Consider the following 14,305-nt stretch of genomic DNA (forward strand, 5'->3'; position numbering starts at 1 on the left):
AGGCCCTTCTGCTTTCGCCTCTCCGCTTGCGCGCCTTTCGCATCGGACACCGGCCCGGGCACCACGCCCGGGCCGGTGTCCGTGTCTTCTGCTAAGACTGAAGCTGTGAGCAGCGACAACGGGCGGCCGGAGCGGGATCCGGCGGGGCGGGACCCGGGGGCGGACCTCCAGGGGAGTGAGCAGCTCGCGCTCATCCGGGAGACCGTGCGCAAGGCCAAGGCGCCGAAGGCCAAGCCGCGGACGTGGCGGGGGGCCGCGCTGGCGCGGGAGCTGCCGGTCGCCAAGGTGCTGGTGGACAAGGGCCCGGTGCACCTGGACAAGCTGTGGGACTACGCGGTGCCCGCCGAGATGGACGCCGAGGCGCGGCCCGGGGTGCGGGTCCGGGTGCGGTTCGGGGCCGGCACGGGGAAGGTGCGCGAGGGGCGCCGGGAGGGCGGCGGGCTGCTCGACGGATACATCGTCGAGCGGGTCGCCGAGTCCGACTACCGGGGTCCGCTGGCGGCGGTGGCGCAGGTGGTGTCACCCGAGCCGGTGCTGGGGCCCGGGCTGCTCGCGCTGTGCCGGGCGGTCGCCGACCGGTACGCGGGATCGCTCGCCGATGTGCTGCAACTGGCCCTGCCCAAGCGCAACGTACGGGCCGAGCGCGAGCCGTCCCCGCCGCCGCTGCCGCCGCCGGGGGTGCCCGCGCCCGGGGGCTGGGAGCGCTATCCGGCCGGGCCCGGGTTCCTGGACGCCCTCGCCGGCGGCGGGACGCCGCGCGCGGTGTGGACCGCGCTGCCCGGGCCGCACTGGCCGCGCGAGTGGGCCGTCGCCGTGGCCGCCACCCTCGCCTCGGGGCGCGGCGCGCTCGTCGTCGTCCCCGACGGGCGGACGGCCGCGCGGGTCGACGCGGCGCTCACCGAGGTGCTGGGCGCGGGGCGGCATGTGCTGCTCACCGCGGACCTCGGGCCCGAGGAGCGCTACCGCCGGTGGCTGGCCGTCAGCCGGGGCTCGGTCAGGGCCGTGGTGGGCACCCGGGCCGCCATGTTCGCGCCCGTGCGGGACCTGGGCCTGGTGGGGATCTGGGACGACGGCGACCACAGCCACAGCGACGTCCACGCGCCGTACCCGCACGCCCGGGACGTCCTGCTGCTGCGGGCCGTGCACGAGCGGACCGGCTTCCTGCTGGGCGACCTCGGCCGCACCGTGGAGGCCGCGCAGTTGGTGGAGAACGGCTGGGCGCGGCCGCTGGAGGCCGACCGGGAGACCGTGCGCGCGGCGGCGCCGCTGATCCGTACGGTCGACGAGGGCGAGACGGCCCGGGACGCGCAGGCGCGCGCCGCCCGGCTGCCGACCCTGGCCTGGCAGACCGTGCGGGAGGGGCTGACCCGGGGCCCGGTGCTGGTCCAGGTGCCGCGCCGGGGGTATGTGCCGCGGCTGGCCTGCGAGCGCTGCCGCGAGCCCGCGCGCTGCGCGCACTGCTCGGGCCCGCTGGAGGCCCCGGACGCGGGCACCCTCCACTGCGCCTGGTGCGGTCGGCCCGAGGCCGCCTGGCACTGCCGGGAGTGCGGGGGCGTGCGGCTGCGGGCCAGCGTGGTCGGGGCCCGGCGCACCGCCGAGGAGCTGGGGCGCGCCTTCCCTGACGTCCCGGTGCGCACCTCCGGCCGCGACCACATCCTCGCCACGGTCCCGGGCCGCCCGGCGCTCGTCGTCGCGACGCCCGGCGCCGAGCCGGTCGCCGAGGGCGGTTACGCCGCGGCGCTGCTGCTCGACGGCTGGGCCCTGCTCGGCCGCCCGGACCTCCGCGCCGGGGAGGAGGCGCTGCGCCGCTGGCTGGACGCGGCGGCCCTGGTGCGCGGGCACGGCGGGGCCGCGGGGGGAGGCGGGGGCGGCACCGTCGTGGTGCTCGCCGAGCCCACCCAGCGGCCCGTCCAGGCGCTGGTGCGCTGGGACCCGGCCGGTTACGCGGCCAGGGAGCTGGCCGAGCGGGCCCAGCTGGGCTTCCCGCCGGTCTCCCGGATGGCCGCGGTCGCCGGCCCCGCCGAGGCCGTGTCCGAGCTGATCGCCGCGGCCCCCCTGCCGGAGGGCACCGAGACCCTCGGCCCGGTCCCGCTCCCCCTGACAGAGCCCGGCCGCCCCCGCCGCCCCGGCCAGCCGCCGCCGGGGGAGGAGTGGCACCGCGCGCTGCTGCGCGTCCGCCCGGGCCAGGGCAGCGCCCTCGCGGCGGCCGTCAAGGCGGCCAAGGCGCAACGGCTGGCCCGGGGCGAGAAGGACCCGGCGGTACGGATCGACCCGCTCGACATCGGCTGACGCGCTTGCCACGACGCCGGCTAACGGCCGCCGCGCCCGGCGCCCGCCCGGGGCGGCCGCCCGAGGCCGGCCGCGCGCCGGGCCGAGACCGGTCAGGCAGGCGCGCCGGGACAGGGCGTCCGGGGCGGGGTATCCGGGAGGGGCCGCCGTCGCGGGGGAGCCACGACGGGAGAGCCGTCACGGGGCGGCCGCGGTGGGGCAGCCGGGGCGGGGCATCTGTGGCGGGGCGGCCGCGACAGGCAGCCCGGCGGGGCCTCCGGGCGGGGTGGCCGGCGCGAGGGGCAGCTGTCACCGGGGAGCGGTCGTGGGGGAGCCAACAGCCGTCACGGGGCGGTCGCGGTGGGGCACCGGGCGGGCATCTGTGGCGGGGCGGCCGCGACAGGCACCCCCGCGGGGTATCCGGGCGGGGTGGCCGTCGCAGGGGTAGCCGTCACGGGGGAGCGGTCGTGGGGGAGCCACGACGGGAGAGCCGTCACGGGGCGGTCGCGGTGGGGCAGCCGGGGCGGAGCGGCCGCGACAGCCAGCCCCGGCGGGGCATCCGGGCGGGGCCGCCGTCGCAGGGGTAGCCGTCACGGGGGAGCGGTCGTGGGGGAGCCAACAGCCGTCACGGGGCGGTCGCGGTGGGGCAGCCGGGCGGGCATCCGGGGCGGAGCGGCCGCGACAGGCACCCCCGCGGGGTATCCGGCCCGCGGGGTATCCGGGCGGGGTGGCCGGCGCGAGGGGCAGCTGTCACGGCGGAGCGGTCGCGGGGTGTCCGTGACAGGCATCCGGGGCGGGGCAGCGGTCGCGGTTGCCCCCGTCGCGGTGCAGCCGTCACGGGGCGGCGGTCGCGCGGGCGGCTCGGGGTGCCCGCCGTGGGCCTCAGCCGTGGCGGGGGTTGGGGAGCGCGCCCGGGCGCGGCTCGTCGCGCAGCGCCGGGGCGGGCTGCGGCGGCATCGAGCGCGCGGCGGGCACCGACGGCACCGGGGGCACGGCACCCGGCTCGGCGGTGCGCACCGACGCCTCGGCGCCCTCGGCGGCGCTCTGCGCGGCGGCCCGCCGCGCCCCGTAGCGGCGGTGCACCGCCTGCTTGGTGACGCCGAGCGCCGAGCCCACCGCGTCCCAGGAGAAGCCGAGCGAGCGGTCGAAGTCCACGGCGGCCGTGACCAGCGTCTCCACGCTGTCCCGCAGCTCCTGGGCCAGGCGCACGGTGGGCGCCGGGGCGCGCCCGTAGACGACGAAGCCCGCGGAGGGGCCCGTGCGCCGGGGGCGGTAGACATTGCCGAGCTGGGCGGTGAGCGTGCGCAGCGCGTCCACCTGTCGGCGGACCCGCTCGATGTCCCGGACCAGGAGGTGCAGGCTGGCCCGTGCCTGGGCGTCGTGGGTTGCGTGGTCGGCCATGAACAAGCCTCTCGAATCCGGCGTTTGATACTCGAAGGCAGGGGACGGAGGTCGGAAACGCGCCGGGCCGCCGCAGCGGCCCGACGCGGTCAATCTGCCTTGACTGCCTTGACCAACGCGACACCCGCCCGTCGGTCACGGTCCGGGGGCGTGCGTCACCGCTCCCGTACGCCCCCCCCGCGGCGCTGCCGCCCCCCCACGGCCCGCCGCCCCCGCGGCGCTGCCCCCCTGTGAAGGCGGGCCCTAGACTGGTGCGCTGTTTCCGCTGCGCGTGAGAGGTAGTTCGCCACCCATGAGGCTCGTCTTCGCCGGTACTCCCGAGGTCGCCCTGCCCGCCCTGGACGCGCTGATCGCGTCCGACCGGCATGAGGTGGTGGCCGTCGTCACCCGGCCGGACGCGCCGGCCGGGCGTGGCCGGCGGCTGGTGGCGAGCCCGGTCGCCGAGCGGGCGGCGGAGGCCGGGATCGAGGTGCTCAAGCCGGCCAGGCCGCGCGAGCCGGAGTTCCTGGAGCGGCTGCGCGAGATCGCGCCGGACTGCTGCCCGGTGGTCGCCTACGGCGCGCTGCTGCCCAAGGCGGCTCTGGAGATCCCCGTCCATGGATGGGTCAATCTGCACTTCTCCCTGCTGCCCGCCTGGCGCGGCGCGGCCCCCGTGCAGCACGCGGTGCTGGCGGGCGACGAGGTGACCGGCGCCTCGACCTTCCTGATCGAGGAGGGCCTGGACTCCGGCCCGGTGTACGGGGTGGTGACGGAGGACGTACGGCCCACGGACACCAGCGGCGATCTGCTCACGCGGCTGGCGCTGGCCGGGGCCGGGCTGCTGGCCGCCACCATGGACGGCATCGAGGACGGCACCCTGCGCGCCGAGCCCCAGCCCGCCGAGGGCGTCTCGCTCGCCCCGAAGATCAACGTCGAGGACGCGGAGATCGACTGGGCCGCGCCCGCGCTGCGCGTGGACCGGCTGGTGCGGGCCTGCACCCCCGCGCCGGGGGCGTGGACGACCTTCCGCGGGGAGCGGTTGAAGGTCAACGCGGTGGCGCCGGCGACGGACCGTACGGACCTGGCGCCCGGCGAGCTCGCGGTGACGAAGAAGGACGTCTACGTCGGCACCGGCAGCCACGCGGTGCGGCTGTCGTGGGTGCGCCCGCAGGGCAAGCGGCCGATGGCCGGGGCCGACTGGGCGCGCGGCGTGCGGATCGCCCAGGGCGAGCGGCTCGGCGGATAGCGCCCACCGCTCCCGTCCCCCTGCCCCCCGTCCCGCGCCCCGAGCGCGGGGCGGGATCAGTTGACTTGAACATTGGTTGAGGTCTTACGGTCCTGATCGTGTGCCGCCGGTCCGGAACAGCCGCGATCCCGCGACGGCACCCAGACACACGGAGGTGCGCGATGGACATGGAAGCCACCGCCATGCACTCGCTCTACCGGACCGCGAACGCCAACGACGACCGGCGTCCCTTCTCCCGCGCGACCCTGCGGCGCATCGGCGGCTTCGCCCGCCCCCACCGCCGCCGGCTGTCCCTCTTCCTGGTGGGCAGCGTCGTCACGGCGGTGCTCGCGGTCGCCACCCCGCTGCTGGCCGGCCGGGTGGTCGACGCGATCGTGCACCGCTCCGACCAGGGCGTGGTCCTCGGGCTCGCGGCGCTGATCGCCGTCATCGCCGTGGCCGAGGCCGGGCTCGGGCTGTTCACGCGCTGGCTGTCCGCGAACATCGGCGAGGGGCTCATCCTCGACCTGCGCACCGCCGTGTACGACCACGTCCAGCGCCTGCCCGTCGCCTTCTTCACCCGCACCCGCACCGGCGCCCTGGTCAGCCGGCTCAACAACGACGTCATCGGCGCCCAGCGGGCGTTCAGCGACACCCTGTCCGGCGTGGTCGGCAATATGGTCACCCTGCTGCTCACCCTCGCGGTGATGCTGGGCATCTCCTGGCAGATCACCCTGCTGGCACTGCTGCTCCTGCCCCTGTTCCTGCTGCCCGCCCGGCGGGTCGGCGGCAAGCTGGCGCGGCTGCGGCGCGAGGCGGCGGCCCACAACGCGGCGATGGCCACCCAGATGACGGAGCGCTTCTCGGCGCCCGGCGCCACGCTCGTGAAGCTCTTCGGCCGGCCGGAGGAGGAGTCCGCCGAGTTCGCCGCCCGGGCCCGTCGCGTGCGCGACATCGGGGTGCGCACCGCGATGGTCCAGGTCTCCTTCGTCACCGCCCTGACCCTCGTCTCCGCCCTGGCCCTGGCTCTCGTCTACGGCCTCGGCGGCTACTACGCGCTGCGCGACCAGCTCGACCCCGGCGCGGTCGTCGCCCTCGCGCTGCTGCTCACCCGCCTGTACGCGCCGCTGACCGCCCTGGCCGGCGCCCGGGTGGAGGTGATGAGCGCCCTGGTCAGCTTCGAGCGGGTCTTCGAGGTGCTGGACCTGGAGCCGCTGATCGCGGAGAAGCCGGACGCCCGGCCGGTGCCCGAAGGGCCGGTGTCGGTCGAGTTCGACCGCGTGGACTTCGGCTACCCCTCGGCGGACAAGGTCTCCCTCGCCTCCCTGGAGGAGGTCGCGACCCTGGACACCCGCGGCGGGGAGCAGGTGCTGCACGGGGTGTCCTTCCGCGCCGAGCCGGGCCAGATGGTCGCGCTGGTGGGCTCCTCCGGCGCCGGGAAGTCGACCATCGCGCAGCTGCTGCCCAGGCTCTACGACGCCGACGGGGGCGCCGTGCGGCTGTCCGGCGTGGACGTCCGCGACCTGACGGCCGAATCGCTCCGCCGGTCGCTCGGCATGGTCACCCAGGACGGGCACCTCTTCCACGACTCGATCCGCGCCAACCTGCTGCTGGCGCAGCCGGAGGCGACCGAGGAGGAGCTGTGGGAGGTGCTGCGCCGGGCCCGCCTCGACGGGCTGATCGCGGCCCTGCCCGACGGCCTGGACACCGTGGTCGGCGAGCGCGGCTACCGGCTCTCCGGCGGCGAGCGCCAGCGGCTGACCATCGCCCGGCTGCTGCTGGCCCGCCCCCGCGTGGTGATCCTCGACGAGGCCACCGCCCACCTCGACTCCACCTCCGAGGCGGCCGTCCAGGAGGCGCTCGCCGAGGCTCTGGACGGGCGGACCGCGGTGGTCATCGCCCACCGGCTGTCCACCGTGCGGGCCGCCGACCTGATCCTCGTCGTCGAGAACGGCCGGGTCGTGGAGCGCGGCACGCACACCGCGCTGCTCGCGGCCGGCGGGCGCTACGAGGAGCTGTACCGCACCCAGTTCGAGCAGCCGTCGGAGCAGCCGTCGGGCGCGGAAGAGGCGGCGCTGAGCGCGGCCCCCGCCCAGGCGGCCAAGGGTGCCCTGAACTGAGCCGCGCACCGGGCCCCGCCCCCGCCCCGTAGGCTGGACTCCGCCAAGCCCCATCTGTCCCCGGAGCACATTTCCCGTGAGTCCCCAGCCCGGCCGTCCCCGCCGCTCCGCCCCCGGCAAGCCCTACCGGCGCCCGAAGAAGGACCCCGTACGGATCCTCGCCTTCGAGGCGCTGCGGGCGGTCGACGAGCGCGACGCGTACGCGAACCTCGTTCTGCCGCCGCTGCTGCGCAAGGCGCGCGAGGAGTCCACGGAGGCCAGGCCCTTCGACGCGCGGGACGCCGCGCTGGCGACCGAGCTGGTCTACGGGACGCTGCGCCGCCAGGGCACCTACGACGCGATCATCGCCGAGTGCGTGGACCGGCCGCTGCGCGAGGTGGACCCGCCCGTGCTGGACGTGCTCAGCCTCGGGGCGCACCAGCTGCTCGGCACCCGCATCCCCGCCCACGCGGCGGTCTCGGCGAGCGTCGAGCTGGCGCGGGTGGTGCTCGGCGACGGACGGGCCAAGTTCGTCAACGCCGTGCTGCGCAAGATCGCGGCCGACGACCTGGCCGGCTGGCTGGAGAAGGTCGCCCCGCCGTACGACGAGGACCCCGAGGAGCACCTGGCGATCGTCCACTCGCACCCGCGGTGGATCGTCTCCGCCCTGTGGGACGCGCTCGGCGGCGGCAGCGCCGGGATCGAGGACCTGCTGGAGGCCGACAACGAACGGCCCGAGGTCACCCTGGTCGCCCGGCCCGGCCGCAGCACGGCCGAGGAGCTGATGGCGGCCGTCGGCGAGGACTCCGCGCTGCCGGGCCGCTGGTCCCCGTACGCCGTGCGGCTCACCGAGGGCGGCGAGCCGGGGGCGCTGGACGCGGTCCGCGAGGGGCGCGCCGGGGTGCAGGACGAGGGCAGCCAGCTGGTCGCCGTCGCGCTGGCGAACGCGCCGCTGGAGGGGCCCGACGAGCGCTGGCTGGACGGCTGCGCGGGCCCCGGCGGCAAGGCCGCGCTGCTCGGCGCGCTGGCCGCGCGGCGGGGCGCCGCGCTGCTCGCCGCCGAGAAGCAGCCGCACCGGGCGGGGCTGGTGGAGCGGGCGCTGGCGGGCAACCCCGGCCCGTACCAGGTGATCGCGGCGGACGGCACCAGGCCGCCCTGGCGTCCCGGCGGCTTCGACCGGGCCCTGGTCGACGTGCCCTGCACCGGGCTCGGCGCGCTGCGCCGCCGCCCGGAGGCGCGCTGGCGCCGCCGCCCCGAGGACCTGGCCGGCTTCGCGCCGCTCCAGCGGGAGCTGCTGCGCCAGGCGCTGGCCGCGGTGCGCGTGGGCGGCGTGGTCGGCTACGCGACCTGCTCGCCGCACCTCGCCGAGACCCGGGCCGTGGTCGAGGACGTCCTGAAGGGCCGCGGCGGGCCCGCGGCCGAGGCGGAGTGGATCGACGCCAGGCCGCTGATGCCCGGGGTCCCCGCGCTCGGCGACGGGCCGGACGTCCAGCTGTGGCCGCATCTGCACGGCACGGACGCGATGTATCTGGCCCTGCTCCGGCGCACGGCCTGACCGACCGCCGGATCGGGGCCCGCCCGGCCGGTGCGGCCTGTCCGGTGCCTGGCCCGGCCGGTACGGCCTGACCGGCGCCCGGCCCGACCGGGGCGACACCCCCTGGGGTCAGGCGTCGAGGTCCTTGTGCACCGCGCGGGCGACGGCCTCGACGGTGGCGATCCCGGCCTTCATGGTGCGGTCGTCCTGCGTCAGGACCGTGATCGTGTAGGTGCGGCCGCCGCCCGTGAAGGCGCCGAGGCTGTGCACCCGCCAGCCGTGAGTGGCGCGGGACAGCCAGCCGTTCTTCACCTGGACCCGCACGGTGTCCGGGGCGCCGGCCGGGGTGCCCCAGCGCTGGGAGGGGATGACCCGGCCCATCAGCGTGAGCACGTAGGCGCGGGCGCGGTCGCTCAGCACCGGGTTCGGGGTGGTCACCAGGTCCAGGAGCCGCATCTGGTCGCGGGCGGTGATCCGGGTGAGGCCCCAGTGGCCGTCGTCGCCGGGGACGGTGCGGTTCATGCCCGCGGCCCGCAGGAACGCCGCCACCTTCCGCGCGCCGAGCTGCCGCCACAGCGCGGTGGTGGCGGCGTTGTCCGACTTGGTGATCATGGCGGTGGCCAGGTCGGACTCGCGCCGGGTGAGCGAGCGGCCGTGGTGGTCCGCGTCCCACAGCAAGGTGGCCAGAACGGTCACCTTGACCACGCTCGCGGAGTCGAAGGCCCGGTCCGCGCGCAGGGTGCAGACCGTGCCGGTGGCGGGGTCGCGCAGGGCGACCGCGACGGTGGCGGATCTGCCGCGCAGGGCCCGCGCGATGTCCGCGGAGAGTTCGCCGGCGAGCCCCGCCCGCCCGGAGACGCACACCGGGTGGGGCGTGGTGGCCGTGGCGGCCCGCGCGCCGGTGGCCGGGGCCACCAGCAGCCCCGCGGCCAGGGCCACGGCCACCACGCGCCCGGCGCGCCCGGGCCCGGCGGGTGTCCTGCCCGTTCTGCCCGTTCCGCCTGCTCCGCGTGTGCTGCCTGTCCGGCGTATTCGGCGTGTGCGGCGTATCGGGTGGCGCGTCATGAGTGGTTCTCGTTCTCGGTCGGTACGGTTCGTGATCACCCGGCTCCATGGATCCGCGGCGGGCGTGGCAGGCTGGTGCCATGGCCCTGCAGATCAATCCCAGCATCCTGTCCGCCGACTTCTCCCGCCTGGCGGAGGAAGCGAAGGCCGTCGAGGGCGCCGACTGGCTCCACGTCGATGTGATGGACAACCACTTCGTCCCCAACCTGACCCTCGGCGTGCCGGTGGTCGAGGCGCTGGGCAAGGCGACGGACACGCCGCTGGACTGCCATCTTATGATCGAGGACCCGGACCGCTGGGCCCCGCAGTACGTCGAGGCCGGCGCGGGCTCGGTGACCTTCCACGCCGAGGCGGCCGCCGCCCCCGTACGGCTGGCCCGCGAGATCCGGGCCAAGGGCGCCCGGGCGTCGATGGCGCTCAAGCCCGCCACCCCCATCGACCCGTACGAGGACCTGCTGCCCGAGCTGGACATGGTGCTGGTCATGACGGTTGAGCCGGGTTTCGGCGGGCAGGCGTTCCTGGACATCATGCTGCCGAAGATCCGCCGCACCCGCGAGCTGATCTCCAAGCACGGCCTGGAACTGTGGCTCCAGGTGGACGGCGGGGTGTCCGCCTCGACGATCGAGCGGTGCGCCGAGGCCGGGGCCGATGTGTTCGTGGCCGGGTCGGCGGTCTACGGGGCCGAGGACCCGGCGAAGGCCGTGCGGGAGCTGCGCGACCTGGCGGGCCAGGCGATCCCCGGCCGGCGGCGCGCCGAGGACGGGCCCGCGACCGCGCGGTGAACTCCTGGGTAAAGGGCAGATCAAGCCCGCCGTTTCTGACAGGATGAACGGTGAGTCCAGAACATGGGAAGCAGTGAGGAGACCGCGGTGTCGACGGGCCGTTCAGGCACGCGGATGGGACCCGCCGAACTGGTGCAGGCGGCCGCCATGGCGCGCCGCTTCTACCTCGAGGGCAAGTCCAAGATCCAGATTGCCGAGGAGTTCGGCGTCAGCCGCTTCAAGGTGGCGCGGGTGCTCGAGACCGCGCTGGAGCGCGATCTGGTGCGCATCGAGATCCGGGTGCCCGCGGAGCTGGACGCGGAGCGCTCCGACGCGCTGCGCGCCCGGTACGGGCTGCGCCACGCGGTCGTCGTGGAGTCCCCGGCCGACGCCGAGGCCGACACCCCCGACCCGGAGAACCTCGGCGAGGTCGCCGCGGACCTGCTGGGCGAGCTGGTGACCGAGGGCGATGTGCTGGGCCTGGCCTGGGGCCGCTCCACCATCCACATGGCCGCGGCCCTGCACCGGCTGCCCCCGTGCACCGTCGTGCAGCTCACCGGCGTCTACGACGCGGGCACCGCGGAGCGCGGCTCGGTCGAGGCGGTCCGGCGCGCCGCCGCCGTCTCCGGCGGCGAGGCCCACCCCATCTACGCGCCGATGCTGCTGCCCGACACGGCCACCGCCGACGCGCTGCGCGGCCAGACCGGCATCGCCCGCGCCTTCGAGTACTTCGACAAGGTCACCGTCGCCGCGGTCTCCATCGGCTCGTGGGAGGCCGGCATCTCCACGGTGTACGACATGCTGACCGAGCAGGAGCGGGCCCACTACGCGAGCCTGGGCGCCGCCGCCGAGATGTCGGCCCACCTCTTCGACGCCGAGGGCCGGCGCATCGGCCGCGACCTGGGCGAGCGGTGCATCACGGTGGAGGCCGACCGGCTGCGGCGGATCCCGGAGGTCGTCGCCATCGCGGGCGGCCGCCGCAAGGCCCCCGCGATCGGCGCGGTGCTCCGCTCCGGCCTCGTCACCAGCCTGGTCACGGACACCGCCGCCGCCGATCACCTGCTGCTGGAGACCGGCCCCGGCCCCCGCCCCGCGCTGGACCGGGCCGACCCGGACGGGCCGTAGGCGCGCGGCGCGCCCGGGCCCGGGCGGCGGGTTGGACGATCCGACCAGCGGGCTCCCGGCCGTTCTGGATGATCGTCCCGGGCCTGGTTCAGGGGGCGACATGGGAGAATGAAGTACGTGCGTTTTCCTCGGCTTCCTTCGTCGAGGGCCAATTCCGAACGACTGGGAAGTTCCGAGCGTGCGTTTCCTCAATGATCAGCAGCCGCCCTACGACCTGACGTACGACGACGTCTTCATGGTGCCCAGCCGCTCCGCGGTCGGCTCGCGCCAGGACGTGGACCTGAGCTCGCCCGACGAGAGCGGCACCACCATCCCGCTCGTGGTGGCCAACATGACCGCGATCGCCGGGCGCCGCATGGCGGAGACCGTCGCCCGCCGGGGCGGGATGGTCGTCATCCCGCAGGACATCCCGCTGGACGTGGTCGCCGATGTGGTCGGCTGGGTCAAGCAGCGCCACCTGGTGCTGGACACGCCGATCGTGCTGGGTCCGACCGGCACGGTCGCCGACGCGCTGTCGCTGCTGCCCAAGCGGGCCCATGGCGCGGGTGTGGTCGTGGAGAACGGCCGGCCGGTGGGCGTGGTCACCGAGTCCGACCTGACCGGCGTGGACCGCTTCACCCAGCTGAGCGAGGTGATGTCCCGCGAGCTGCTGGTGCTCGACGCCGGGATCGACCCGCGCGAGGCCTTCAACCGGCTCGACGCCGCCCACCGCAGGCTCGCCCCCGCGGTGGACAAGGACGGGCGGCTGGTCGGCATCCTGACCCGCAAGGGCGCGCTGCGGGCGACGCTGTACCGGCCGGCGGTGGACGCGGAGGGCAGGCTGCGGGTCGCGGCCGCCGTCGGGGTCAACGGCGATGTGCCGGGCCGCGCCAAGGCGCTGCTCGCGGCGGGGGTGGACACGCTGGTGGTGGACACCGCGCACGGCCACCAGGAGTCGATGATCAGCGCGCTGAAGGCGGTCCGGGCGCTGGACCCGGGCGTGCCGGTGGTCGCGGGCAACGTGGTCGCCGCCGAGGGAGTGCGCGATCTGATCGAGGCGGGCGCCGACATCGTGAAGGTGGGGGTCGGCCCCGGCGCCATGTGCACCACCCGCATGATGACGGGCGTGGGGCGGCCGCAGTTCTCCGCGGTGCTCGAGTGCGCCGCCGAGGCGCGCCGGTTCGGCAAGCACGTGTGGGCGGACGGCGGCGTCCGGCATCCGCGCGATGTCGCGATGGCGCTGGCCGCCGGCGCGTCCAACGTGATGATCGGCTCCTGGTTCGCCGGCACCCACGAGTCCCCGGGCGACCTCCAGCACACCGCCGACGGGCGGCCGTACAAGGAGAGCTTCGGCATGGCGTCGGCCCGTGCCGTGCGCAACCGCACCAGCGAGGAGTCGGCGTACGACCGGGCCCGCAAGGGACTGTTCGAGGAGGGCATCTCCACCTCGCGGATGTTCCTCGACCCCGCCCGGCCGGGCGTCGAGGACCTGATCGACTCGATCGTGGCGGGCGTGCGCAGCTCCTGCACCTACGCGGGCGCCGGCTCGGTGGAGGAGTTCCACGAGCGGGCCGTGGTGGGCGTGCAGAGCGCCGCCGGCTACGCGGAGGGCAAGCCGCTCCACGTCAGCTGGGACTGAACCACCGGGTGAAGCCGGCCGGCCCCCGCTCGACGCGTACAGCCGAGCGGGGGCCGTTTCACACCCGGGGCTTGTCGCGCGGGTCGGCGGCCCCCCGGCTGCGGGGCATGGCGTGGCGCGGCGGGCTGGTCAGGGTGATCTGGCGCACCAGCTGGTGGAAGGAGACCAGCGCGGCGACGGGCGGCAGCCCGGCGACGGCCATGCTGGGCGGGTCCTTGGGCGCGTGCGCGACGCACAGGAAGACCGCGATGGTGGAGAAGAGCACCACCACCGCCCAGGAGTGCGCCGCGCCCCGGCGGTGGATGGCGGCGCGCAGCACCGACAGCGAGGCGACCAGCCAGGGCCCGTACACCAGCAGCGGCCACCAGGCCGCCATGGACTCCGAGGTGCTGGGGGAGGCCAGATAGCGCAGCGGCTCGTAGGACACCATTCCGCCCAGCACGCTCAGCATGGCCACGATCACCGTGGTGACCGCCGCGAAGATCAGGCTGATCAGCTGGAGCCACGGCATGGTCGGCAGCCGGAAGCGGACCCGGCGGCGCCGGCCCCGGCCGCGGACGTGCGCGGGGGAGCGGGCGGCGGGGAAGCTGTCGGCGTCCCGTTCGGGCGGGTCGTCGAGGCGGGGGTCCAGGGGGGCGGAGCCGGGCGCCGAGGTCTGGAGCAGCCGGGCCAGGTCCCCCTCCAGGTCCCATCGGCTCTCGATGGTCTCGGGATCCGGCAGCGGGAAGCCCAGCGGGACGTCGGGGGCCGCCTCGAACCGCTCGCCGGGGGCGGGCCGGTGGCCGACGGGGGGCGGCGGGCCGTAGCCGCCCGGCCTCGGCTCGGTGTAGGTCATGCCCGTACGCCCGGTTCCGTGGTGCCGCGGCGTCGGCCGAAGTCGGTCTCGATGCGGTTCAGGGTCCGCAGGAAGTCCTCCCACACACGGGCGCAGTACTCGAGCGGGACCCGCTCGTCCGGGTCCCCGTGGCCGCCGGGCCGGCACCCGCCGTCCGGGCCGTGGGGGTCATGATCGGTGCTCTGCAGGCTGTCTGGGGTCACGTTCCCACCAACGAGGGCCAAATTGGTGCCGTATCGTGGCATTCGGGTGAAACGCTCGGCGACGCGGCCCGGCCTCCCGCAACGATTCACCGTACAGCCACCCTGCGCGCAACGTTCGTACGCGTATGCGCAAGGATGGTGCATTACGGCCGGGCCCGCGTCCCTCATAGGGTCTTGCGCTGACGCGGAGTG

At 76.1% G+C, this 14,305-nt stretch carries 11 protein-coding genes; 7 read left to right on the top strand and 4 right to left on the bottom strand.

The genetic code is table 11. The features are described from left to right. Positions 1-105 precede the first annotated feature (105 nt). Positions 106-2,289: a primosomal protein N' gene (locus BBH68_RS26920; protein ID WP_079151222.1), complete on the top strand. Its 2,184-nt coding sequence runs from the start codon at positions 106-108 to the stop codon at positions 2,287-2,289. Positions 2,290-3,150: 861 nt separating this feature from the next. On the opposite strand, the gene BBH68_RS26925 is transcribed toward BBH68_RS26920, so the two are convergent. Beyond that, a complete protein-coding gene (locus BBH68_RS26925; protein WP_065966218.1) occupies positions 3,151-3,669 on the bottom strand; it encodes a hypothetical protein in 519 nt (172 codons plus the stop codon). Positions 3,670-3,961: 292 nt separating this feature from the next. On the opposite strand from BBH68_RS26925, the gene fmt reads away from it, so the two are divergent. From fmt to BBH68_RS26940, 3 genes are all read left to right on the top strand, one after another. Next, positions 3,962-4,894, top strand: coding sequence for a methionyl-tRNA formyltransferase (gene fmt, locus BBH68_RS26930; RefSeq protein ID WP_065966219.1), 933 nt, complete (start codon positions 3,962-3,964; stop codon positions 4,892-4,894). 161 nt (positions 4,895-5,055) lie between these two features. After that, positions 5,056-6,993 (top strand): ABC transporter ATP-binding protein, encoded by a 1,938-nt coding sequence (locus BBH68_RS26935; RefSeq protein WP_065966221.1) that lies wholly within the window; start codon positions 5,056-5,058, stop codon positions 6,991-6,993. A gap of 76 nt (positions 6,994-7,069) precedes the next feature. Next, a complete protein-coding gene (locus tag BBH68_RS26940) occupies positions 7,070-8,527 on the top strand; it encodes an RsmB/NOP family class I SAM-dependent RNA methyltransferase (RefSeq protein WP_065966223.1) in 1,458 nt (485 codons plus the stop codon). Between the two features lie 108 nt (positions 8,528-8,635). On the opposite strand, the gene BBH68_RS26945 is transcribed toward BBH68_RS26940, so the two are convergent. Beyond that, positions 8,636-9,451, bottom strand: coding sequence for a serine hydrolase (locus BBH68_RS26945; protein ID WP_065966387.1), 816 nt, complete (start codon positions 9,449-9,451; stop codon positions 8,636-8,638). A gap of 200 nt (positions 9,452-9,651) precedes the next feature. Here BBH68_RS26945 and rpe point away from each other — a divergent pair, with 200 nt between their 5' ends. The 3 genes from rpe (at position 9,652) to BBH68_RS26960 (ending at position 13,075) form a co-directional block, all read left to right on the top strand. Then, positions 9,652-10,353: a ribulose-phosphate 3-epimerase gene (rpe, locus tag BBH68_RS26950; protein WP_065966224.1), complete on the top strand. Its 702-nt coding sequence runs from the start codon at positions 9,652-9,654 to the stop codon at positions 10,351-10,353. Between the two features lie 63 nt (positions 10,354-10,416). Further along, positions 10,417-11,457 (top strand): sugar-binding transcriptional regulator, encoded by a 1,041-nt coding sequence (locus BBH68_RS26955; RefSeq protein ID WP_065966225.1) that lies wholly within the window; start codon positions 10,417-10,419, stop codon positions 11,455-11,457. A 178-nt stretch (positions 11,458-11,635) separates the two neighbouring features. Then, complete coding sequence (locus BBH68_RS26960) at positions 11,636-13,075, top strand: GuaB1 family IMP dehydrogenase-related protein (RefSeq protein WP_065966228.1); 1,440 nt, start codon at positions 11,636-11,638, stop codon at positions 13,073-13,075. 58 nt (positions 13,076-13,133) lie between these two features. On the opposite strand, the gene BBH68_RS26965 is transcribed toward BBH68_RS26960, so the two are convergent. Both BBH68_RS26965 and BBH68_RS26970 read right to left on the bottom strand, forming a co-directional pair. Then, complete coding sequence (locus tag BBH68_RS26965; protein ID WP_065966231.1) at positions 13,134-13,910, bottom strand: DUF2637 domain-containing protein; 777 nt, start codon at positions 13,908-13,910, stop codon at positions 13,134-13,136. Then, the gene (locus BBH68_RS26970; protein ID WP_065966233.1) at positions 13,907-14,113 is read right to left on the bottom strand and encodes a hypothetical protein; all 207 of its coding nucleotides are present in this window, start codon (positions 14,111-14,113) and stop codon (positions 13,907-13,909) included. Before BBH68_RS26970 ends, BBH68_RS26965 begins: the two co-directional genes overlap by 4 nt. Positions 14,114-14,305 lie beyond the last annotated feature (192 nt).

Source organism: Streptomyces sparsogenes (assembly GCF_001704635.1).
GTDB lineage: Bacteria > Actinomycetota > Actinomycetes > Streptomycetales > Streptomycetaceae > Streptomyces > Streptomyces sparsogenes.

Bases quoted from the DNA above. Each gene is read 5' to 3' on its own strand.
- BBH68_RS26925 (WP_065966218.1), bottom strand. From the start codon at position 3,669: ATGGCCGACCACGCAACCCACGACGCCCAGGCACGGGCCAGCCTGCAC.
- fmt (WP_065966219.1), top strand. From the start codon at position 3,962: ATGAGGCTCGTCTTCGCCGGTACTCCCGAGGTCGCCCTGCCCGCCCTG.
- BBH68_RS26935 (WP_065966221.1), top strand. From the start codon at position 5,056: ATGGACATGGAAGCCACCGCCATGCACTCGCTCTACCGGACCGCGAAC.
- rpe (WP_065966224.1), top strand. From the start codon at position 9,652: ATGGCCCTGCAGATCAATCCCAGCATCCTGTCCGCCGACTTCTCCCGC.
- BBH68_RS26955 (WP_065966225.1), top strand. From the start codon at position 10,417: ATGGGAAGCAGTGAGGAGACCGCGGTGTCGACGGGCCGTTCAGGCACG.
- BBH68_RS26965 (WP_065966231.1), bottom strand. From the start codon at position 13,910: ATGACCTACACCGAGCCGAGGCCGGGCGGCTACGGCCCGCCGCCCCCC.